This window comes from Acetobacter pomorum (assembly GCF_002738225.1).
Classification (GTDB): domain Bacteria; phylum Pseudomonadota; class Alphaproteobacteria; order Acetobacterales; family Acetobacteraceae; genus Acetobacter; species Acetobacter pomorum.
Genome location: NZ_PEBQ01000211.1, coordinates 1 through 21,328, shown reverse-complemented (window position 1 = coordinate 21,328; position 21,328 = coordinate 1). Strand labels below are relative to the sequence as shown.

Genomic DNA, 21,328 nt, shown 5'->3' with positions numbered 1-21,328 from the left:
GGTCGGAAGCTGGGTGGAGTGCCACGGGGAAATCAAAACGGCGCAGATCGCGCTGTCCCGCCTGAATAGGCGTGACGCACGTGTTGGCTACCGCCGTCCACTCCCCCGGCCCACGGATGTAACCCATCCGTGGTCAGTGGTTGGCCTCGGACGTCACAAAACGCCCGGAATGGTCATGAAAATCCCGGTCGTACTGGGAAAGATGGATACTCCATCAACCCAATATGCCAGATAGCCAAAAGAAGAGCGTTGACGATAGTGAGGATGGGTTCTTGCGCCGGGCAACCAAAAAATCACATTTTCCTCTTATCCTTTCTGAAGAAGAGATGGCCAAACATATGCGGATAGTTGCGGGCGGAGGGTACGGTCAGAAAGATCAACATCTTTCATTGCTCTATAGATCTATGGTGTGTGGAGGAGGTGCACTTTACCTGAATATGCATGGCGATCTTGGCCTGACAGGATCAATCATCGCATGGGCAGATAAAATTAACCGTAAAGAAGATGTTATCAGCCTCGCTTTCCCCAAAGCCGCTCCGCTGCATGGCGATGAGGTGGTTTGCTTTAACCCATTCGAGAGTATGGATGCCTTAACTTCTGCAAAAAGTATTGTCTTAGGTGCAGATGGCAAAGTTGGGCGATCGAGTGATTTTTTTGTTGGGCGATCCATGGAAATGCATCGCAGTGTCTTGTCTGGCCTTTTTTGGCTTCGGGATAATTTGGGTCTGTATGTTGACGCTCAGGTTATTCAAGATCATCTCAACTTTGAAGCAGTAATCGCTCTTTCAGAAAGGCAAGACATCCCTGATGAGCATCTTCAAGGAGTTCGCGATTATCTGAAGAGCATTCTCCCGCTCGGTGAGGGGATGGCGAAGAAACAACACGCATTGATTCAAATGATGTCTACAGAGCGCCTCAGGATAATGACAAAAGAGTATCCGGGGATATTCACTGCTGGACGGAATGATATTGATTTTTCAAGTGTGATTGCAAAACGACAAATTGTCGTTGTCACTTTCCCTTCGCTTACGAGAAATGCTGAACTTAACGATTTTTTATCCTCCCTTGTGCTTAATGCCTTTGATAGCTGCGTGGGCAAACTCTTTCACAAAAGCGAGAAAAATTGGGATGAATCCAATTCTGCTGTGAAAGATAAATATCCGATGTTCCTAGTAATGAGCACTGATGACAGGTTTTTACGCGGGAGTAATTTATGTCAGGCTGGAAATACTGGAAGGTTGGCAATGGTACTCGCCACGGAAGACTTTTCTTGCCTGAGCAAACTCTCCGCCAAAGAGGGTAAAACCATCCTTTCCAATGCGAGCACGAAATTCTTTATGCCTGATGACAAAACAGGCTCCAAGTGAAGCTGTTATTGTGAAGGATGAGGATGGAGAGATTTGGCGAAATTAGGGATGCTGGAATGTATCCCCTGTTCGCCGAGATGAGGCCGATGATCTACCTCGTGAGGTCCTGGCCCCGACGATGCGCATGAGGCTCACGGTTCGCCCCTCCGATCTGGGATGCTTCAGCACTTCAGGTGGTCATCAAAAACTTGGAGCTGCCGGGTTCAGAAGCCCATTATGAACTGCAGCCAAAATATTAGGCTCCCTATCCTTCGGGACAAGGAGCCTATTCATGGCCAAGATTAGCCATTTAACTTTTTGAGGAGATTATCCAAATCATCATCAGAAAACGACGAAGGAGGGGGGCTTCCAGCAATTGCTGTATTGCTAATAGCCAGTTTGATATCACTCCACTTTTTGGAGCGACGGTGATGACTGTCCCAAGCTTCCTTGCTTTCAAAGATGATAAATGGATGTCCACAGACTTTTTCTTCTTTCCCGTCTGACATGGAAAAGCGAACTGGGTACCGCTCATTCATCAATGTGAGCCATTTTTTCCCTTTAGAGGCAACGGGCATGTATGTTTCTTTGTAGCCGCTATTAAACCTATCTCGCTGAACGACGAAAACTTTATCGCCCTTTTTTAGTGAATGTAGAAATTCCTGCGAAACCATAAAATGTCTCCAAAAAAAATCTAAATATGAAGCATTAAGAATTGAGGTTTATTCTAATACATAACAAAGCCTTTTGAAAAGGCCTTGCTAGGAAGGCCTTTAATCCGTGTCTTTAGAAATCGTTGTCTCTCCTGCAAATGAGGTTGATGGGACAAGGTTAATGGAATGGCATGTACCTTGCATCCGAATAATATATTTTCTCTCCAAAACACCTTCTTGCAACGAAAGTTATCCCATGAGCACCTCAATACGCCATGAAGAAAATCTTAGAGACAAGGTCTTTTGCTACGTCCGCGACAATTCAATTCCTTTCTCGTCCCGTGAATCTGACCTCTACCTGAAGAGTACTGAAGGTCTCAGTAAATTTCTGCGTGATTTAGGCATCATGCCTTCCTTCACAGAAAGCTTCAGAAATGAAATCTCCGGGGAAATGGCGATAGAGTTGCCTTTTTATGCGGATAAGGCCCGCTATCAGACGATATCTGATGTGGAAATGTCTCACCTTAATGGGGGCGGGACGCTCCGTGTGACCTCATGCGCCGCATACGGACCAAATTTTTCGATAGCCAATATGGGAGATTACGGACGCATAAAGATAGCCCCTAAATATGGAGCTATCGACATATCTCCTGATTACGTTGGCCTCTTATCCATAACCCTGGAAAAAGAGGCTTTGACCGGTAATGAAGTGACCTGGAACGCGGAGCTGGAGTGGCATGATGGCAGCAACGTCACACGGGGAGGCGTGCAATTTGAGGGAAACAAACTCTCCGAAGAAACTCTGAAAGCCGCCATTGAAAAATGTGACCTGTGGCCGCTACCCGAAGATTTTAACCCAGATCCCGAAGACGAGGTTGAACCCTAATTAATCCGCCACGATCTGGCCTGCAAGTGGTTCTGCTTTTCGGGATGATGGCAGCATATTCCTTGCAGGCAAAGCCGAGATCGAAAGACTGCTGTGCCCCCTCAGTGCTTGAAAAAGGGGGATCCTCTCATGGCGATATTTTGTTCTAATTGAGTTTTGGCGACTTCCCGTGGGAACATCATAAACGAGAGCGCGCCTTCTAAACCGACACAGGAAAATGTGTAGGATTTGGCAACTTCGGGAAGTTCATCATAAGGGCTTTTCAAGCAGGAGCTTCTCATGATACGCCAAAGTTCTATCCGCCTGGCCATAATTTCGTTCATTTTTGACAAGTGAAAAGACAATACCGATTTCAAATGGGCAGCCAATTCAGGCGGATCAACATTTACAAACTCGCAAGACTGAGTTGGAACGTCCTGGGCGTTAAAACACTCTTTAACTGCCGGACATAGCGCAATAATTTCCTGAGCCTGTCTGTTGAGGTCAGCGAACCTCTGGATGTGGCGATCAAGGGCCTTTAAACGGCGTGCTGTGGCTTTGTTGCCTTTGGACTTGGGTTTTGCTGTCTCTGTCATGTTTGGGGAATTTATCTCTGGATCTGGATTAGAATAATTAGCGATTAGCGGTATTTGGCATAGGATTTGAGTTGCCTGAAAAAGGCGTCATTCAGAGCATCGCTCTCATGATGAATACCAAACTGTTGAGCCAGTTTCTTCCGTGCTTCATAAGCGAATACACGCTTGCTGAACTGCCTCTCCATAATGTCCGCGACAGAGAGAATAGAGTCCTCTTTTGATCCCAGGATCAAACAGTCACATCCGCCGCCAGAACCAAGCAGATCTCCAACGATAGGGTGCTTATGCGGATTGTCCTTAAGAAATGCGGCCTCAAGATCAAACGCACCACAACGCACCCTGCCGCCTTCAATCTTCTGCAAAGGGCAGTTCGTGATCTTTCTGGATATGCCAACACCTAGAGCTACCAGGCAGAGGTTGGTGCGACAACATACTCCGCAACCGTTGCATGCCTCACCGTAAACTGGTTTAGGGAGGATACCGACTTCCGAAGGCAGAATGGACTTTGTTTTCCCGTTCATTGGGAATGTCCTGTTTGAGAATGATCCTTCAAAACACGTTTCTCGACATCACTGATGATAGCCTCAGCGAGTTGCAAATCATCAATAGTCGGAGGCGTAATGTTTTCCTGATCGGCAAGTAGTTCAGCCAACATCTCGACCTGTTCTTCTCTGCTACAGGATGGTTTCCATTGGGTCATGGTTATCCGTTCCACCATATTAGCGTTTGATTAAAATTCGATATGCACATCAAATGTCTAGATCGAATATGCAAATTGAGTTCGCATTTTAGCTCTAAAGAACATTTCTCGGCAATATGGATATCTAAGAAGCCTTAAAAGGCTTGAGAAGGCTTAATGCTGGAGGTCTGATCTAAACAGTTTGCCTTGGACGAAGACTTTTTAATGGCTAATTTTGCGATGGAAAAACTCTCATTGTCGCAGGGATCGGGAACGTCCGGGGATGATCGATAGCCCATCTTTACATTCACAACATCATTGGGTGGCCTTCTGGGTGTTGGTGGCTGTAGTGAGCTGGGTAATCGTCTTCATTTTTGGCCGTTTGCGCTATGTCGGAGGTGAAGAAAAGCCAGATCTCCTATCTCATCCTCATGAAGGAGCTAAGAGAGAGAAGGTAATTCATTCAACTGGACCAGAAATAAAATATGAAGCCCAACCCCTTTTGTCTTTATGGGAGCATAAAGCGTATCAAAAAATACAGGCTGCCTTACCCCGTAACGGAGAAATCGTCTGTTTTGCTCAAGTGAGATACGCCGATTTCATGGGAGCATCAGATAAACATTCACCAGATGAACAGTTTGAGGCGAATAGGCAAATTTTCGGTAAAAGCGCTGATTTTGTATTTTATGATAAAAGGCGCAGAGGGGTTGTGTTGGTGTATGAGCTTAATGACTCAACACACAATCGACCGGATCGAAAGCGAAGAGATATCCTTATATCCCGGGCTCTGAAATCCGCTAATATACCTCTTATAGTTATTAAGCCATATGAAGAACGGGATGTGGTTCGAGATTTGAGGTGGGCTAAAGGACAAAGTCAATATAAGGTTTAGCAGGGATGGGTTTTTATTAGTCTTTGATATAATCTGCACCTAACTAAGCGAAGTCTAAAAAATAGCCTTGCGAAGGCTTATCAGGCCTTGTAAAATAAGCCTTGGATAACACGCCGTAATTTTTAAGTTGTTTTAGGAATTGTTATGTCTTCTACAGAAGTGGCATTGCCTCCAAATGTTTATTCTCTCCTAGAGGAGCGTAATCAGATCTTGGCTGATATGACCTCTATGGCCGAAGATATGCGTCAGCCTAATAATTCCTTCCTTTTTGGAATCTTTAGCGATGCTGTCGGGGCGAAAGTTTCTCGTTGCACTGTATCTGCCGATACAATGTTTGATGTTGAGAGCGCCACGAAGCACCTCGATGCCCGGATGTGGCGTAAAGCATTAAAGATCACTTCTGCACTGGAATTTATGCCTCTTTCGGAAAGGCGTGAGTTTCAGTATCAAATCATCGAGTGCAAGTGTCCTGAATTTACCGAAGAAAATGTAATTCCGACACTCAAGATGTATCTCAGCAATCGCCATGAAATGCTCGCCAATACCGTTGATGGGATTTTCTCTGGCCTTTCAGACGTTCACATTACGAATGCACCGGAGGGTTTTGGTCGGCGGATGATTATGAAGTATATCCGAGACCACAGTCTGGAAGGTGATGCTGGCCACATTCATGATCTGCGCCGGGTGATTGCGATGATTATGAATTTTCCTATCCCAAGTGAAAATAGTTCCTACAACATTATCCACCGGATCCCACGAGACGGAAAATGGTATGAGATTGATGGCCGCGCATTGAAGATCCGGCGTTATCTAAAGGGTACAGCACACCTTCAGGTCCATCCAGATATGGCTTGGCAACTCAATAAGATCCTCGCATCAAAACACCCTAACGCCATTCCTGCCAAATTTCGGACTAAGGCAAAAAGAAAGGCTTCGGACGCATCTCGTAAAAAGCCGCAGCTTATCAACCGGCCAATCCCATACGAGGTTATTCAAATTCTTTCTAATGCTTCTGCTGTTAGGCACACACCATGCCAATCATCTCGTTTTTCCAATGAATGGGTGAAGCCCAGAACGACAAATCCAAATAACATCTGTCTTTCATCATCGGATACCTACGGGAGACAGAAAACTAACAACGCTTTTCTGCTTAATGAGGCGTGCAATATTTTGCGGCATATTGGGGGCACACCTTCCAGTGGTGGAGAGTATCTTTTTGAGTTTAATTATGACCCCAAGCCTGTAGTTAACGAAATCATCCTCTCAGGGATTATTCCTGACGAACACTCACATCAATATTGCCCGACTGGATCCGAAATCGCCGAAATGGCGGCCGATCTTCTGGAGGTAGAAGAGGGCATGAGTGTTCTAGAGCCCTCTGCTGGTACAGGAGACCTAATTGATGCTTTAAAGGCGCATTTGAACGATATGAGTGAGGTGCGTTGCGTTGAAGTGAGCTCTATTCACAGCGCCGTTTTAAAAAGTAAGGGATACTCTGTTGAAACCGCGGACTTTATCTCATGGTCAGATAGGGCATTTCGCGCGCAGACCAAGTTTGACCGCATTATCATGAACCCACCGTACTGCGGCCGACAGTGGCGTGATCATCTAGTAGAAGCAATGGCACTTCTTGCCCCTGCAGGTCGTCTCGTAGCAGTGCTTCCGTCTTCGTCAGAGAATGCCTTCGAACGTATTGAAGAAGCAAAGGGCTGGCATGTTGAGTTTCATCGCCAGAAGCCTGCTGATTTTGGTTTCGCGAACAACATCTCAACGACTATCGTCGTTATGACACCTCCTATGGATGTCGCAGATTGTCCCAAGATGGCCGCTTGAGTATTGAAATCCCCCTGCCCAGCCCAGAGGGGCGGGGGGGGGAATGTCAATCCCATCCACCAAAGCGGAAGGAGTGCCATCCGCACTCCCCTAGTTCAAGTTGCGATCGTTAGCATTCTTTGAAGCTAGTCTTGCCAGATAGCGTAACATTGAATCTGCGATATCAACTCTAAAGAGCATATTTCTGGCCTCTGGGATGATTGCAGAGAGGGGGGGAGGAGCTTCTCCGAATTTCCGACGTAAGTTTTTCAAGGACTCCCCGAGATCTTCCTCGTACTTGTTACGGTCGATGCACCATTGGTCTGGCGACTTTGCTGGCGCCATCTTATCAACTGTGCATTTACGATTAAGCCATGACTTAAAATTATCCACCAATTGTTCTGCGGTCAGTTTTCCCCCGTATTGGTCTTGCAAATCTGACAGATATAGAGATCGTCCGTGCCAAACGGCAGATTTACACAATTCCATTATTTTCATATCTGCTAAGGCCTGATGAGCAAGCCAGGTGAAACATGCGTTCTCCAGCAGTTTATCGAATGCAGAGCGTAATGCCTCGGCAGTATATCCCCAATCAGGATCTTCGTGCTCCTTTGCATTTTTTCCAGAGTGCACGCCTGCAAGGTAGAGGGCCTCGGTCAGCACTTCATCGGCTGACTTTGGAGGCGGGGAGGCAGAGGTTTCTGAGCGAAATCGCTGTTCGATAATACTGATTATGTCTTCGTCTACCTTCAAGGCATCCTTACCTAGAGGCAGATCATAATCGCCAATCAGGCTCATCCTTAGAACAAGAATATCTAAAAAAAGGGCCACTTCTCGATCGCAGCTTTTAGGCTTCACACGATATTTGCATGTCCGCCTGTACCACCCATCATCGGCGATCTTACCTCTGCGCATATTCAAAGTGTATCGATAGGCCTTTAGTCCCTTGCGGATCATTGTTTGCCGGAGAGGGGCCGCTGCTAGGGTGATATCGTGGAACCGTTTATAAAAGTTAAAATCGTGCTCGGCATTGAGGCTCTGATCACCACCTCCATGACTATGAACCATTTCATGCTCAACGATCTGGAACAGTCTTTGTGCATGTTGCACTGGGTTCGAACAAAGCTTTTTTACGAGATCTACAGAAAGAAAAACGCACGATCCTCCATCTGTCCAGGCTTCAGCTGACTGGGATGTCCCAATCATTATTTCAACGCCTTGGTCATTAAGCGGATCCATCAATATTCGGACACGCTCAGCGAATTTTTTAATAGGTAACTTGAAGGCGCCCCAGACGCGCAGTTCTTCGCCTTTCAGGCACTGACTGGGATTTAAAATGCGCGTTCTCCTGTCTATAGTGCGACAGAGTGTTCTGAAGTCTGCTAATTCTATTTCCCTCTGCTTGACGTCATAACTGCCACGCATCCTTAAGGCGTAAGAGTTTTCGTGGCATAGATCGCCAATACTTGATGACTTAGAAAAGGCCGCTAACTGGGCGTCCATCAGGATGCTCATGAAGTCATATGAAGAGTGTGAACCGAAAACTTCTAAAAACGTTGATGGGTGAATAACTGCGATATCAGGATACATGGCGGCGACTGTTTCGGCATCGGGAAGATCTGCACGAGACTCACAAATCGCCAGTTTCTTAAATTTGTAATCCGTATGATTTGTTCCCAAGAGCAATTTTCTTCCGAAAAGAAAAGTCCCAATGCTGATAGCCTTGGAGTGTCCTACTAAACTGATGACTGGAGCATCGCGAAAGAGCTCCAGGGTGTCGGGATGAATGTCCAAAATTTTGGACAAAGCTCTTTCTTTCCGCTCAACCGTCCATATGTTTTTTCGTCTGGTTCTTTCGTCCTGTTCTATTAGGCTTTCCATTTTTTCAGAGATGGAAGACCATACCGGACAAAGTTCCTGCATGACCTCAGTTCTGGAGGTGTTCAGAGCAATTGCTTTTTTGCTCAGGATGACACCGCCAGCGCCCCATAATCGTGAAGGCTCATGCTTGACGAATATCCCCATGTTAAAGATATCCATTGCTCCAGAACGCTCTTCGATCCGATAGTAAGCCAAATCATCTTCGTGATCCCATCGTTCGCGAAATTGTTCTTTGCCGACTTTGACACCATTAATTTCTATGGTCATATCAAGGTAGCGGAGCTGTTTTTTAAGCTCTCGGAGGATTTCCCTTCTTTCCCATTCCTCTTTGTGAGCATACCACTCACCGGTAATATGGCATCCAGGGAAATTATCTTTCACCGGTCTCAATGAGAAGACTAGGCCAGTGATCGGAATATCTACGACCATCTCCCAGTTCTGGGTTAGCCATTTTGTCTTGGCGAAAGCCATTATTTGTCCACGTCCAAGACGGTAGCGACCAAATCTGGCATCACCAACAATGTGTGGTGTCCCGAATCTCTGGAAATGCTTTTCTATTTCCTCTCTGCTTGCGAAGCCTTTCCCGTTATCTACGCAGGTAAAACCATGCTCATTAAAATCAATCCGAATGGATGTGGCTCCAGCATCAATGCTGTTCATTACCAATTCTAGGATGGCTTTAGCCTCATTTCCTCCTTGGTTGTAAATGATATGAACAATGATCGCTGGATCTACGGTAAATTCTAAAACTTCTGACGTTTTTATTCCGTGCTTGAACAAATCCAGTCTCCAATTATTCTCTTTTTGGGCAATGTGAACGAAGGAGTTTGGTGCGTGGGTCGTTATTGCCTGTTTGCAGGCCTAAAAATCCATTCATCATTCATTTTTTGACTGTTTTCGTAAGGCGCAGTGACATCAAATTTGAGCATTTGACCTAGTTTGTGCATATCAATTGGACAAAGGCATGAGTTGCCGACAAGTGACTCTTCAGTGTACCCCTCAAGTAACGGCAAATCCTTAACTCTCATTTTCAGAGCTTTGGCCAGTTCGTATTGCGTTTCCGCTTCTGTGTGGTTTTTGTCGGTAAGGACTACGCAGGCATGACACATATTTAGTTAAACCTTTTCCTATAATTTCAACCGCTTTGAAGGTTTGCTTAGTTATCACGTAATTTAATTCCATTCAAAAGGCCTTAATAATCCTTTGTGATCTTGCGAGTGGCCACAATAGGCCTTACAATAATCGCAAATGATCTTGATATATTCGTAGGAATTAAATTTATGCCCGTGATTATTGATGAGAGCTTTATTCAGGAATTCATGTCCAGATTGGATAAGGCATTGAAAGATGATCCCCTCACACGAGATGAAATCGAAGCCATTGCAATGAAAATGGGGCTTGGAAGGGATCAGGCAAGGAAATTTGTCACAAGCCATCTTCGGCAGGCAAAGCGCAAAGGCGAATTGACCAGTGCCAGATACGGAAAATGTTCCTTGTGGGCACGTGTTCGTAAATAAGGTTTAAAACAATGTCTCTACTTAAATCCCCTGAACAGAAAGCCTCAGCTTGTTCTTCATCATTTTTGGACATTATTAAATCTGGATTGAGCAGATTGGCTGGTCGCGTGGTGCACTCTTACAGTGGCCCATCCTTATTCGTTTCTAATGCTGCTATTGATGGACTGGTTAACATCGAAGCCATGTCGTCATACTTCTTCTATGTGAAGAAAAGAGGAGGGATATTATTCAGAGTTAGAGCTGAGGTTCGTGGTGACCTTACTGTTTTCATCTTCCGTAAGGAAAACTGGCAACAAAATTCAGGCCCCAATACTATCTTAACAATGCTGGATAGTGATCTGCATTTGCTGAAAGATCGGATGATTGAGGCAGATGATTGTTATCGCCTCTCTCTTCGCCGCAATGCACGAAAAGCGGGTCAAGAGTGGGGCAATACCCCGCTAAGCCAAAACAGACATCATCAGTGGATTTATGTGTCTATTGATGATCGTGGTGATATTCGATCTTACGCCACTGTTGATTTTCCTGCTGGTCGTTCTATCAAGGTTGAATTTGTATCTTCTACCTACCTTCGAACGAAGTACCCTACAATTCATTTTGATGAATGCGCAGTTCAGGATGGGACCTGGGCAGATGTGCCAGGGGTATATCCGAGTTGATTCTTGGATTTTCAATTTCAAGCAACGTGACGTAAACCGCAGCCGTCGTGTTGGTGTATGAACTTTAGTAGTTAAATTGAAAGACTTAAAAATGAAGGTGGTCCAACATCCAGAGCGTTGTTTCCGTATCACTCCAAAGAGAAAAGATCATCTGCAGAAGATCCTTGCCGGCACAGTGAGACAGGCAAAATTTGGGTATGGCTCCTGGAGGATCATTTCTAAGGACACACATGCGATCGTCCATCCTACAGTTGTCGGCCAACTTATGGCCCAGAACCTGGCCAAATGGGTGAGGGATGGAGAGGAATACCGAGCTGAACTGACAGAGGCCGGTCTTAGAGTTCTCAACTCGAATTAAAACTTGGCGGAGGGGTGATTAACGGCTTACAGGATGCGCCGTAAAGCCCCGTCATTCAGGGCGGGTATATAAGGCGCTGGGTATTGCCGGCAAGGCCCCCCATAACCCTTAAGGCATCCTCTCAGGGTCTGAGGGGTTCAGAGTTTGCAGGCCTGAAAAAAGGGTCAGGGTGCTGGAGCTTCTAACTCCGTCGATTGCGCCTGCTCTGGGTCCTCTATCTTAGGGTAGAAGCGGATGCCAAAATAGCCTTTCACCGTATCTCCATCACCATCGGGTAGCCGCTCAAAGCTTTGGCCCCCCCACATTGTTTGACGGCATAAAAGCATGTCTTCGCCTCATTGCCATAGCTTGATGGTAACCAATCCTTTTTTCTACACTCGCTATCTCTTCTGGCACCCCATGGGGGAGAGGGAATCTCTTTTTCCCCGACCACCCTACTGCTCTGCGAGCATAGTTTTCCTCAGCGGTCTCTGCGTTACCGTGCCCGACCATGGCTGATATCTCAGTCTCAGGAATTCCGGCCATTTTCCAGTTGGCAATGGCCTGATGCCGGGCACAGTAGAGCGAATAATTTTTTTTGGAGATTTTTTTACCTTCTCCAGCAGAGGTGTCAGGCCATAGCACCTTAACAGCGTACTCAAGGACATTGCTTATCTGGTTTTTCAGCCGTTTGAACTCACCTCTTTCTTGGTAGGATCTGCCGGTCTCAGATGCCCTCTGGATTAGATTGATTTGAGCATCAGAGAAATTGGTAATGTCTAAGGTCCGAACGATGCCGTTGCCTCTATTATTTGTCGTTTTGGCACTCATAACGAGCAGCCACACCTTATGATTCCTGCCTGATTTGGATGCTGGGGGAGGTGTATGTTGAGGCAGTGGCTGCTGGATAGGCTGACTGGACGGGCTCTGAACGACGCATACCTCAGTCATTTTCCACTCATCAGGACGTAAGGCTGTCATAATACCAGCCGCAAAAAAGTCAGCAGTGGTATTAGCCATCCGTGAGCGACTTGCTCTCCTCAGATAGGTGATGAGGGTTTCATAGTCTTTATAAGGCACGCGCTTAGGGGATGCGGCGGAAGTTTTTTCGGTCCCATCTCTCTTTTTGCGTGTAGAGTTTTTTTCCGCGACATTGTGGACACGGTTGTGAATGTCAGATGCGATGATCTGCAGGGCCTTATGTGTATTGTCATGGGGCCATTCTTGAAGGAAATATTGGAGTGCGCAGCGATAGACGCGCCATGACGCACTGAGTAATTCTTTTTTCCCGGCCATCATCCAAAGAGTGAAGTCAACTGGGTCAATTAATTCCAGAGGGGTGGGGAGAGGTATACAATTCTCAACCTTATATGTGTCGATCTTTGAAAGCGTTCTGCGCCTGTAATCTGCCAGAGTTTCGGGATTGATGAATTTTTTCTGCCCGGTCGTCTTTTCATATTCAGGGGAAGAGAGAGCAGGTATAGAACCCTCGGTCGGCCTGACTGCTCCATCTGAAGAAAGGAGCTCATCCTTCAGTTGCTTTCTGATGGTCCGGTCATGGTCAGAGATATGTCTTTCTAATTTATCGTGACCTGCTTGCAATGGGTTAATAGGATCTGTTTTGTATGACACCGGACAATTCCTGTTTCACCAATTTTGTGGTCTTAACAAAGGCATCCCTCTACCTCTTCCAGGGGGGGGCGGAGAATGCCAACGTAATTGAAGTCCAATCTGTATTAGATAGTTAGACCTTCAATGCATGTCTTTTGGCGAAGAGAAGGGCGGAGGGCACATTTCTTTTACAGCATTCACGAATAATTTGCAGACATTTATCCCTTGGAATGCCGCGAGATTGATCCATCAGCCCCCTGATTGCCATTATAGTTCGGGCTCCTAAGTGGCCTTTATCTGAAGCTTCCTTATAAAGTGTGTCAGCTTCTAGTTGGCTTGCTGGGTCATTCGTTTGAGACGCCTTAAAATCAGCTAAAAATGCCGAAGCTTCTATATGGTTCTGCCTTATCGCCTTTCTAAGGAGGCTTTCACCTTTACTGATTTCCTTCTCTACAAGGATTAAATGCTTACCGAAGAGATAAAGGCCGTCCGAATTACCCTTTTCGGCAGCAAACTTCATGTAAGGCAGGGGGTCTCCGGTTATAGATCCTGCGAGAATAAGCTTGGCCATACATACACTGGAAAGAGGGGCAGGTTTGCCCCTTTGCAGCCAATAGGCAATAGCGTCCTCTTTTGTTTTGCCTTGCAGGGCCACATCCTTCGAAGCCTTGCAGGCAAGGATCATTACCATACGAGCCCAGTCATCTTCTTCATTCTGGGCAGCAAGAGAACAGGCCTCAAGGAAAAGGGTATCGTCAGTAGTATTACCTGGTCTGGCTATTTTCTGAAGAATTTTAGCCTTGAGTGACAGGCACCCATGGACTTTATGGATAACTCCGCGGTCAGCTAATGATAGAGCTCTATCGAGATTTGGAACTTCGGTATCGAGAAACCTTTTTTCATACGGACGTGAAGCAAATACAAAATGTAATTCTGCAAGGTCACGAAGGCTTTCATTGTCCCCGCCGGCGACAGCTTGATTAAACCAGAAACAGGCAGGAAAAAAAGCGGAAGACACTGCGTAGATCTGAGCTAGTTTCCGTGCAGCGATTGGATCACCTCTTGAAGCTTGATAGGCAGCGGCACCCATTAGTTTTTTGTCATAGATCTCTTTAGCTGCCATCGCTGAGAAGTCGTATTTGGTTTGGCGGCGGTCATAAATCTTCTGCAGAAACCATCCCAACATTCAAACTAACCTCATGACACCATATTCAGCTTCGGGCGTGTAAAGCCTTTCACAGACCCTACATCTGCACTTAAGATAGCGAACACTAATCATTTTTCTTAGATTTTTTCTCCATAACAACTCAACTGAAACCCCTGCTTATAAGAGTAATCGTGAGGTTAATATGGATTATCTGGCAGACTGTAATGATCGCATTTTCATATTTCTCCATACTGAAATATCTAGACCTACAGAAACACCCAATAAATATGCTGAAGAAGATCTCAAATCAGTCTTAGAGTTAATTCAAAAAATATCTGCTCATCATGCTGAGGTGAGAGTTTGCATCATAGTGCCAGAAGACCTCTCCGTCTGGAGGGATATTACGCCGGAAGATCAGGTTTTATTCTTGGATGCGATTTCACAAGCAGGCAAATCAGATCAGGTGGAGGTGTTGCGGACAGAGGCCTGCCCAAGTTGGTTCATTGACAGTTTTAAAAGAACTATCCGAGTGTCTGATGCCCTGGAAGACCGGGTGGGAATTCTTGGATATACTAATGCCGAGTGTTTTTTGCGTTCGAGGATGCTGAATAAGGCATTGCAGGAATTATCTCAAAAAGAAAGTGAGCTCATGAGCAGGGATAATGACCAGGAATTTCCTTATCCCTTATTTTGCAAAGACTTACTCGATGAAGATCAATTCCGACGGAAGCGGGATTTCCAATTTCCTTGGGAGAAAAAAAATAAAAAGAGGGGACATTCCAAAAAGTGCAAAAAATCTAGACGCTGATTTCGAAGATAAATTCTTAGATAATTGTTTCGGTTTGCTACATTGATTGGTGGAACGCAATAAAGAGTACCATCGCACATTGAACGCTGGGAGAAGATCAATGGCCTGTGCCGCTATGGTTGCGCAATATTTTAGAGGTCTAACAAAGGGTCCTTCCCCAGCAACGATTAGCTTACCTATGTCTCAAGGTCGGAAGCGGGAATTTAGAATTGAAATATTAAATTTTGATGGTTCTACAATAGTTGCCAATCTAATCTGGGCAGAAGTTGATAGTTCAGGGAAGAGGGTCAGAAATACCACTGGCGAACATAAAATGATCGTCAAGGATGTATCTGAAGCTTCAAATGCATCTGAGGCCCTCACGATGATCATTTTCGGATCTAAAGATGCCTCTAATGGCTTATTAAATGGCGGAGTGAGTGGGGAAGGAGGCTATAGTAGAAAGGATAATTGCGGCTCTTGCCTGGAAAGCGTGACAAAAGACCTGAGGTGTCTAGCGAGTGGTAAAGGGCTAGGACCAACCGACATGGCGCCAAACAATGAAAGCGCTCTTGCTGCTCTTACTTATTTCGAAGTAAACAGTACACTGCGTCCACCTGAGTTGTTTTCGAATGATAAAGGGGTCGTTCGTGCGAGATGGAAGAATGTGGCAAAAGGGTTAAACTTCTGGCTCAGCTTCATAAAGCCAGGTCAAGTGACGTGGTCGTTTACTTTTCCTGATCCGCGATCTATTTCGGCCTCTGCTCTCCCCGCTGGATTGATACGGGGAAGAGGAAAGAATGCTGGGAAAGCCCCATCATTGAAATCCCAAAAGAACACTTGTCGGGTTGATGGACGTATCATCAAAGGCAATGGAACGGCTGTCGATCCGGTCATGCTCGCTAGAACTATGGGGATTGATGTTTAGATAGCGAGGAGGGCATCCCGCCTGTCAGGCGGGATTTTTGTGGGATGATGCGTCTATTTTTCTCTGAAGATAATAGGGATCGCTTTATTTATCGCCTTAGAAAACATCTCATCAGAATCATTTGTATCAATAATTTTATCGCTAAGATCAACGCTATCTAAGGCACGTAAAAGGTCAGACAGGATGCCTGGAGAAGCCTTGAGGTATTGATTTACAATATCATTAATTTCTGAAGATTTTTTATTCGATGTGGCTGCATTTTCAGCGTACCAATGCATTGCCATTTTTTCGATGGTAATCCCTGAAATTGCATCACTTAGCTTGATATACATTTCATTGGAAATAGCCCCTACCTGCCAAAGCCGTGAGATGAGAAGCCGAGCATATACACCTAAAGTTATTGCCCGAAGTCTTCTTCTGTTAATTTTCAGGATATGGGGGTCTGATGGGATTGGTAGTGTGTCTAAAAACCAAGAAGCCACATCAAAGCAGGCTGATAACATCCCGATTTCGGATGAATCTTTTTCTGAGCATTCTTCGAGCATTTGCTCTGGAATGAATGATATAATAATTTCTTCGTAGTGGGTGGGGGGAGGAGTTGGAAGATGTTTGACAATGTTATTGTAGATATCGTCGTTGCCTGTTCCATCTTCTTTGGTCATTAGGAAACGCCGCCATTCCCCAGACATTGATCCAGGTTTCTTCGGTTTATCGAACGGCCATTTGCCTTTAACGATAACCGGGATCACCCTTAAACCCATACCAACAAGACCAGTAGCCTCAAGGTATGAATGGATCACAAGTTTCGTTTTTTTCTGAATAGATTTTGGATGGTAGAATTCCACCAGTTTGGTCTCACCATCAATAGAAAAAAGCATTATCTCATTCTCAATTTTGTTAACCCATGCATTGACCACCAAGAGGAAGGAAACTGAAGAATATATTGGATGGTATTCCCACCCTATATATTCCACCCACAATAACATCCCTTTACAGGAATGAAATTGTGAGGTCTCCCTACGACTTGAAGATCAAAACCTGACCATTCCATTCTATATATATTCCTAAGAAAAGTACATGATAAGAATCATTGTTGGTGCAAAATAATTGGTATATGGCATGTTTACCAAACATGGTTTGCACCTGAAATTTTATCCCTATTTTGAACAAAGTGGGAAACAGTCTACTCCTTTAAAATAAATCATGCCAGTTCAGTTCTATCTGTGTTCTGTGGAATTATAATTCCTGAAGAAGAGAGAGTTTCGCCGTCTTCTAAGAAGTTATCAATTCCCTCAGATAGGTCGGAATAGGCTTTTTCCAGACCCTCCGTCTCCATATCATCCATCGAAGATCTATTCTGGATATTTCCGATCTTATCATATTTGAAGTATGTCGTATGAGTATCAACATTTTTAGTCGTCGTTGAATTTGCAAATATCTGGGGTATTTGTACTTCCGCTTCCGGTATCTTTATCAGCCTCGCTATTCTTTTTTTGTCGGTTGCTGGAGTCACATAGTTCGACCAGCTTTTATGCGTTTTATGGAAATCGATATTGAAGTGTCCCGAATTTAGCAGTCTCCTGCGCCAGATTGTCATATAGTCATTCATCATATTAAAAATATCATGTATGGAATGGCCATCTATTTTGAATGTGTTATCTCCTTGAGCGTAATTTATTTATTGCTTCCTGATCTATTCCATGAAGCCAGGCAACTGACTTACGACAAATTTCCATCATTCTGTCTGACAACATGTCTTCTGACAGGAAAGTCCTGATACGAACAACTGGCGCCAATACACCCGGATCACGTGGCGTAATTGCCATGCTGGCGTGCACATCTTTTCTAGGACGAAGATGCCATTCCAATTCGTTTCCAATTTCAGTCGTGGCGATGATTTCGGATCCTCCTGCGATAACACCTCCAGGCACAGGAATCATAAAATCGAAAGGCTTAATTATTTTTGGAGGATCAGGTTCTGTTTTTTTATCAATCTCTGATCGATTTGGAATGTTAGGGCCTTCACGCTCTTTAAATGTTTCAAATGCGACCGATTGCAGGGCATACAAAAGAGGTGCGGCGTGATGGATTGCTTGGCAGATGTCTATATCTTCGACAGATTTTGGGCGCCTTGAAAACCACCGGGCGAGGCAACATTGATCAACTATAACATGACTGTTCATAGCCCTATACGACACCTTGCCTCCATAATGACTAAATGAGTCTCCGGCCATTACGAGAGATGTTGAGCGTCTGTGTTCACCTGGGGAAGTCAGATGATAAATTTCCCTTCTTGTAAATCCGAATATGGATAAGCCGCCATAATTAGATGTACTTGAAGGCCCTGATTTGCTGGTGAATTTTTTTTCAATTGATGGATCGTTAGGTAGCTGATTGAGAAGGGATTTCAGTCTTGCATTCATCATGCCTACACGCACTTTCTTGGCATTCCCTGTCTGCGCGTTGCAGGATGACATAAAAATTTCTTGTGAGTTCTGATAAATTATTCGTCTACATTTATCGTATTCATTGCTCGCGTGTAAGGCGTATCTTCGCGCTATTCCATAAGCTGACGAAATATCAATTAGCATTGCAATCATCCATAGATTTGAGGCCACTCCATAATAACAAGATATCTCTTTTGGCATCAACAATCTGACAAGGTTTAATTCAGAAATGGCCTTTGAGATGTCTATATGAATAGAAGAAATCCATCCCCCAAGGCCAACTGATCAAAATTAAAGGCGCCCAATTCATTAAGCTCGCCTATATATCAACGCCAACGACTGACCTTCATGCCACCTGAAAGCCTTATGGCATCAATTAAGGAGTGGTGACCCAAACTTGTTGGGGAACAGTTCCCATATGGACCCATAATTATTAAGGAGTGGCCCAAGCTCATTTCGTAACCCACTTTGGCGGGTTCAATTGTGCGATGTGGGGGAAGCGTGCTGGTACAGCCGGCGATGGTTATCGGGTGTCGAATAGATCTTGGTCTCGAATTGGGCTTAGAGGGCTTTTCGTCTTAAAAGGTCGCCGTGATTTCTCTTGCTTCAAATTAAGGAGTGGCGGCGCCTTGCCGGAGCTGTGCTTCGGTTCGAGGTTGTTAGCGGCCGGGCAGGTGGGTGCTCGTCTTTTAAGGTGGTCTCTCTTCCTTGGCTGTTTGGCGGCTTTCTGCTGATCTGCTGATGATTTGCCGTCTGGATGCGTTATGAGGCCGCGGATGGGGCATGATGGTGTGCCTTGGTTGTCTTAGTTGGCTAGTTGGCTAATCTGCTGTGTGCTGTGTAGGCGTAAGAGGGCGGGCACCGCGGCGGCGCTCTTGGTTTTCTGCGGATTTTAAGGCGCCTCTCTTGTCTGTTTCCTCTTCTTGTATGTCGTCTGCATCTGGCAGTCGGGGGGCTTGTCTCTGCATTAGGGTGCCTATCTTTTTTATGGTGCCAGAGATACGAGCAGATCTCGGGGCGTGTTTGAGGCTGGCTTTAGTTCTTGTACGGTGTCGGATCCGATTGGTTGCCAGTCGCGGTGTTAGTTGGCGTTTTTTAGATTGGTGCCCGGCACTGGTGATAGAGGCCGGTTAGGGGTTGGGTGGCTACCAGTTAGTGGTGCCTGGTTTATGTGGGCAGGCATAAGGAAAGAAGGCCGCCTTCTTGGGCATTTTTGCCCGCCAAAATCAGTTTTGGGGCCGAACAGTAGGCGGTCGCCAATATTGGTTGAGGCACCCATGGGGGGCTTGCCCCCCCCATAACTACCAAAAAAAAGTTACGCACCCTCCGAATTTTGGTAACGCACTGTCCCGAATTTGCAGATTCCTGGGATTGGGTTTTTTGGGATTCAAAATATCTCGGTCAATTGGGTGGCTATGATAGTCGGGAAAATCTCTCTTTTTTGTGTGTTTAGGAGAGGTGAAAAAATCATGATATCCAAACATAAAAATACTATATTCCAATAATTTAGGGTCATATTGGTTACGCACCTTCCGAAAAATTGGTAACGCATTGGCGTTTTTTGGTAACGCATTCGAGGTGTTTTCTCTCCACATCTTTCGATTTTGTGTGCGAGTTGCCCTTGTGGCCTCTGATTTTGCCTTCAGTGTTTGCTCAATGTGTAGCACATATCGCGCTAGGAATGGATAATGTACCGTACATCACGGTACAGCACTCCAAGGACGAATGGGGCTAGTATTGATCTTGTGGGTAGAGGAAAAACACACATCCTCTGTGTTTTTAGGCGCCGGAAATCGCATTTTTCTGGGCCTTGGAAAGATAGTTCCAGTCTGACCTTTTGTACTGTGGGGAACAGTACAGTACTCCATTGCGTCAATTTTTTAGGTATCGCTCTCAGATCAGGAAGATCTCGGGGATCATTTGCTCACACTGTTCCAAAGCGCCTCAGGAAGCCGAGGTTTATGGATTTATTCATTCCCCACTTGGCTAGTTGGTGCAGCATGTATGACTGGATTAAGTGACATTGTACAGTACAGGAACAAGTGAAACGGGTAATGAAAAGGTCTGGACAATGTCATTATTTGGTATCTGACCTTATCAGGTCATACAGTACAGTACGACTTAGCAGACAAATCCCGAATTAAAGACGCATAACCTTTTTGGGTCTGGCCTATAAACCTGGTTGGTGGATGGAGACTGTTCGCGAGCAATTTAACCTTGCCCAAAAGTCTATGCGCAGAATTTTAGCATGTACTGTTATATGTCGTACAGCGAGATATTTTATCTGGCCTTTCTCTTGTGCGTTTAAGCTGCATTTAAGCCTTGAATTTATGTCTTTTGGACTGTTTCCTTGAGGTTGAAATAACCATAATCATTGCAATGGAATTCAGAGGCCATGCCGTTTTTGAAATCTCGTTTTTTCCATATGGCCGCCGCTTTATCTTTTACGAGTTTCTTGGCTGGATGTGGGGGAGAAAAGTACGAAACTTACCGCGCCCCATCACCCATTGATGTCCCATATTCCCCGGAAATAAGAGAAGAAGCGGATCAAATGCTGGCAGAATCCGCAGCAAGAGTTAAAGACGCTCAGACGAAATTGGCGATGGTTGCTGCTGCCAGAACTCCACCTCCGGCATCTAGTGTTGATGAGTCTTCCTTGCCGCCAGAACTGCAAAGTAAAACCACAGTGGACTTTACCGGGCCGGGATATGAGATAGCTAAAAGTCTGGCACAGAATATTGGTTATGGGTTTATTATGACCGGAGGTGATCCTCTTATTCCTGGCATTGTAACAGTTCAAATGCAGGATATGTCCGTGGCAAAGGTTCTGGAGGATGTCGGGCTCCAAGTTCAGCAGTACGCCACACTTATTGTCGATCCATCTCAAAAAAGGATCGAATACAGAAATGAATCTGCCCGGCGCAAAGACTACCCTTCAAGCGCACCGAAGCCGCAAGCCAGACAGGTTAAAAAGGGCATCGTGAAAAGAAAGTCGGTCACAAGATTCAAACCTGCTGATTGTAAGTCATTGTCGACTTCTAGCTCCTTGCCGGCCGGATTTGTCGCGGCAGGTGGAGGAAACTGAATGCATCATCGCCGCCTAGGGCCTGTTAGCACTTGATCCAGTCTGCGGCGGCAGCGATGTGGATGACCGCGAGGAACGAGGTTGCT

At 45.4% G+C, this 21,328-nt stretch carries 20 protein-coding genes; 9 read left to right on the top strand and 11 right to left on the bottom strand.

Going from position 1 to position 21,328, the window contains the following annotated elements:
- Positions 1–224 precede the first annotated feature (224 nt).
- The gene (locus tag CSR02_RS15880; RefSeq protein ID WP_099542334.1) at positions 225–1,367 is read left to right on the top strand and encodes a type IV secretory system conjugative DNA transfer family protein; all 1,143 of its coding nucleotides are present in this window, start codon (positions 225–227) and stop codon (positions 1,365–1,367) included.
- Positions 1,368–1,648: 281 nt separating this feature from the next.
- On the opposite strand, the gene CSR02_RS15875 is transcribed toward CSR02_RS15880, so the two are convergent.
- Entirely contained in the window at positions 1,649–2,020 is a 372-nt protein-coding gene (locus CSR02_RS15875) for a beta barrel domain-containing protein (RefSeq protein WP_099542333.1), read from the bottom strand.
- Between the two features lie 235 nt (positions 2,021–2,255).
- Here CSR02_RS15875 and CSR02_RS15870 point away from each other — a divergent pair, with 235 nt between their 5' ends.
- Positions 2,256–2,885 (top strand): hypothetical protein, encoded by a 630-nt coding sequence (locus tag CSR02_RS15870; RefSeq protein ID WP_099542332.1) that lies wholly within the window; start codon positions 2,256–2,258, stop codon positions 2,883–2,885.
- A 101-nt stretch (positions 2,886–2,986) separates the two neighbouring features.
- Here CSR02_RS15870 and CSR02_RS15865 read toward each other — a convergent pair whose 3' ends face one another.
- The 3 genes from CSR02_RS15865 to CSR02_RS15855 are packed head-to-tail and all read right to left on the bottom strand — an operon-like array spanning position 2,987 to position 4,160.
- Positions 2,987–3,460 (bottom strand): hypothetical protein, encoded by a 474-nt coding sequence (locus CSR02_RS15865; protein ID WP_099542331.1) that lies wholly within the window; start codon positions 3,458–3,460, stop codon positions 2,987–2,989.
- Positions 3,461–3,504: 44 nt separating this feature from the next.
- Positions 3,505–3,981, bottom strand: a complete 477-nt coding sequence (locus CSR02_RS15860; protein ID WP_099542330.1) for a hypothetical protein — start codon at positions 3,979–3,981, stop codon at positions 3,505–3,507.
- On the bottom strand, positions 3,978–4,160 hold the full coding sequence (locus CSR02_RS15855; protein ID WP_124296532.1) for a hypothetical protein: 183 nt from the start codon (positions 4,158–4,160) through the stop codon (positions 3,978–3,980). The genes CSR02_RS15860 and CSR02_RS15855 overlap by 4 nt, the downstream gene beginning before the upstream one ends.
- Positions 4,161–4,422: 262 nt before the next feature.
- Between CSR02_RS15855 and CSR02_RS15850 the strand changes: the two genes are divergently transcribed.
- Together CSR02_RS15850 and CSR02_RS15845 are read left to right on the top strand one after the other, a co-directional pair.
- On the top strand, positions 4,423–5,031 hold the full coding sequence (locus CSR02_RS15850) for a DUF2726 domain-containing protein (protein ID WP_099542328.1): 609 nt from the start codon (positions 4,423–4,425) through the stop codon (positions 5,029–5,031).
- Between the two features lie 144 nt (positions 5,032–5,175).
- On the top strand, positions 5,176–6,864 hold the full coding sequence (locus CSR02_RS15845; protein ID WP_099542327.1) for a class I SAM-dependent methyltransferase: 1,689 nt from the start codon (positions 5,176–5,178) through the stop codon (positions 6,862–6,864).
- A 90-nt stretch (positions 6,865–6,954) separates the two neighbouring features.
- Here CSR02_RS15845 and CSR02_RS15840 read toward each other — a convergent pair whose 3' ends face one another.
- Both CSR02_RS15840 and CSR02_RS16920 read right to left on the bottom strand, forming a co-directional pair.
- Positions 6,955–9,504: an ATP-binding protein gene (locus tag CSR02_RS15840; RefSeq protein WP_099542326.1), complete on the bottom strand. Its 2,550-nt coding sequence runs from the start codon at positions 9,502–9,504 to the stop codon at positions 6,955–6,957.
- A gap of 62 nt (positions 9,505–9,566) precedes the next feature.
- A complete protein-coding gene (locus CSR02_RS16920) occupies positions 9,567–9,833 on the bottom strand; it encodes a hypothetical protein (RefSeq protein WP_099542325.1) in 267 nt (88 codons plus the stop codon).
- A gap of 171 nt (positions 9,834–10,004) precedes the next feature.
- On the opposite strand from CSR02_RS16920, the gene CSR02_RS15830 reads away from it, so the two are divergent.
- Entirely contained in the window at positions 10,005–10,241 is a 237-nt protein-coding gene (locus tag CSR02_RS15830; RefSeq protein ID WP_143225642.1) for a hypothetical protein, read from the top strand.
- 11 nt (positions 10,242–10,252) lie between these two features.
- Complete coding sequence (locus CSR02_RS16425) at positions 10,253–10,900, top strand: hypothetical protein (RefSeq protein WP_143225641.1); 648 nt, start codon at positions 10,253–10,255, stop codon at positions 10,898–10,900.
- Positions 10,901–11,540: 640 nt separating this feature from the next.
- On the opposite strand, the gene CSR02_RS15815 is transcribed toward CSR02_RS16425, so the two are convergent.
- Both CSR02_RS15815 and CSR02_RS15810 read right to left on the bottom strand, forming a co-directional pair.
- Positions 11,541–12,869 carry a site-specific integrase gene (locus CSR02_RS15815; RefSeq protein WP_099542321.1) on the bottom strand — a complete coding sequence of 443 codons (1,329 nt, stop codon included), beginning with the start codon at positions 12,867–12,869 and terminating at the stop codon, positions 11,541–11,543.
- Between the two features lie 112 nt (positions 12,870–12,981).
- A complete protein-coding gene (locus CSR02_RS15810) occupies positions 12,982–14,034 on the bottom strand; it encodes an SEL1-like repeat protein (RefSeq protein ID WP_099542320.1) in 1,053 nt (350 codons plus the stop codon).
- Between the two features lie 163 nt (positions 14,035–14,197).
- On the opposite strand from CSR02_RS15810, the gene CSR02_RS15805 reads away from it, so the two are divergent.
- Together CSR02_RS15805 and CSR02_RS15800 are read left to right on the top strand one after the other, a co-directional pair.
- Positions 14,198–14,803 carry a hypothetical protein gene (locus CSR02_RS15805; protein WP_099542319.1) on the top strand — a complete coding sequence of 202 codons (606 nt, stop codon included), beginning with the start codon at positions 14,198–14,200 and terminating at the stop codon, positions 14,801–14,803.
- Between the two features lie 100 nt (positions 14,804–14,903).
- On the top strand, positions 14,904–15,710 hold the full coding sequence (locus CSR02_RS15800) for a hypothetical protein (protein ID WP_099542318.1): 807 nt from the start codon (positions 14,904–14,906) through the stop codon (positions 15,708–15,710).
- Between the two features lie 53 nt (positions 15,711–15,763).
- Here CSR02_RS15800 and CSR02_RS15795 read toward each other — a convergent pair whose 3' ends face one another.
- The 3 genes from CSR02_RS15795 to CSR02_RS16420 all read right to left on the bottom strand — a co-directional run bounded on the left by CSR02_RS15795 (position 15,764) and on the right by CSR02_RS16420 (position 18,301).
- The gene (locus CSR02_RS15795) at positions 15,764–16,684 is read right to left on the bottom strand and encodes a hypothetical protein (RefSeq protein ID WP_143225640.1); all 921 of its coding nucleotides are present in this window, start codon (positions 16,682–16,684) and stop codon (positions 15,764–15,766) included.
- 227 nt (positions 16,685–16,911) lie between these two features.
- Complete coding sequence (locus CSR02_RS15790; RefSeq protein WP_143225639.1) at positions 16,912–17,307, bottom strand: hypothetical protein; 396 nt, start codon at positions 17,305–17,307, stop codon at positions 16,912–16,914.
- A gap of 58 nt (positions 17,308–17,365) precedes the next feature.
- Positions 17,366–18,301: a hypothetical protein gene (locus CSR02_RS16420; RefSeq protein ID WP_143225638.1), complete on the bottom strand. Its 936-nt coding sequence runs from the start codon at positions 18,299–18,301 to the stop codon at positions 17,366–17,368.
- Positions 18,302–20,552: 2,251 nt separating this feature from the next.
- On the opposite strand from CSR02_RS16420, the gene CSR02_RS15780 reads away from it, so the two are divergent.
- On the top strand, positions 20,553–21,242 hold the full coding sequence (locus tag CSR02_RS15780; RefSeq protein WP_099542314.1) for a DotD/TraH family lipoprotein: 690 nt from the start codon (positions 20,553–20,555) through the stop codon (positions 21,240–21,242).
- Positions 21,243–21,328 lie beyond the last annotated feature (86 nt).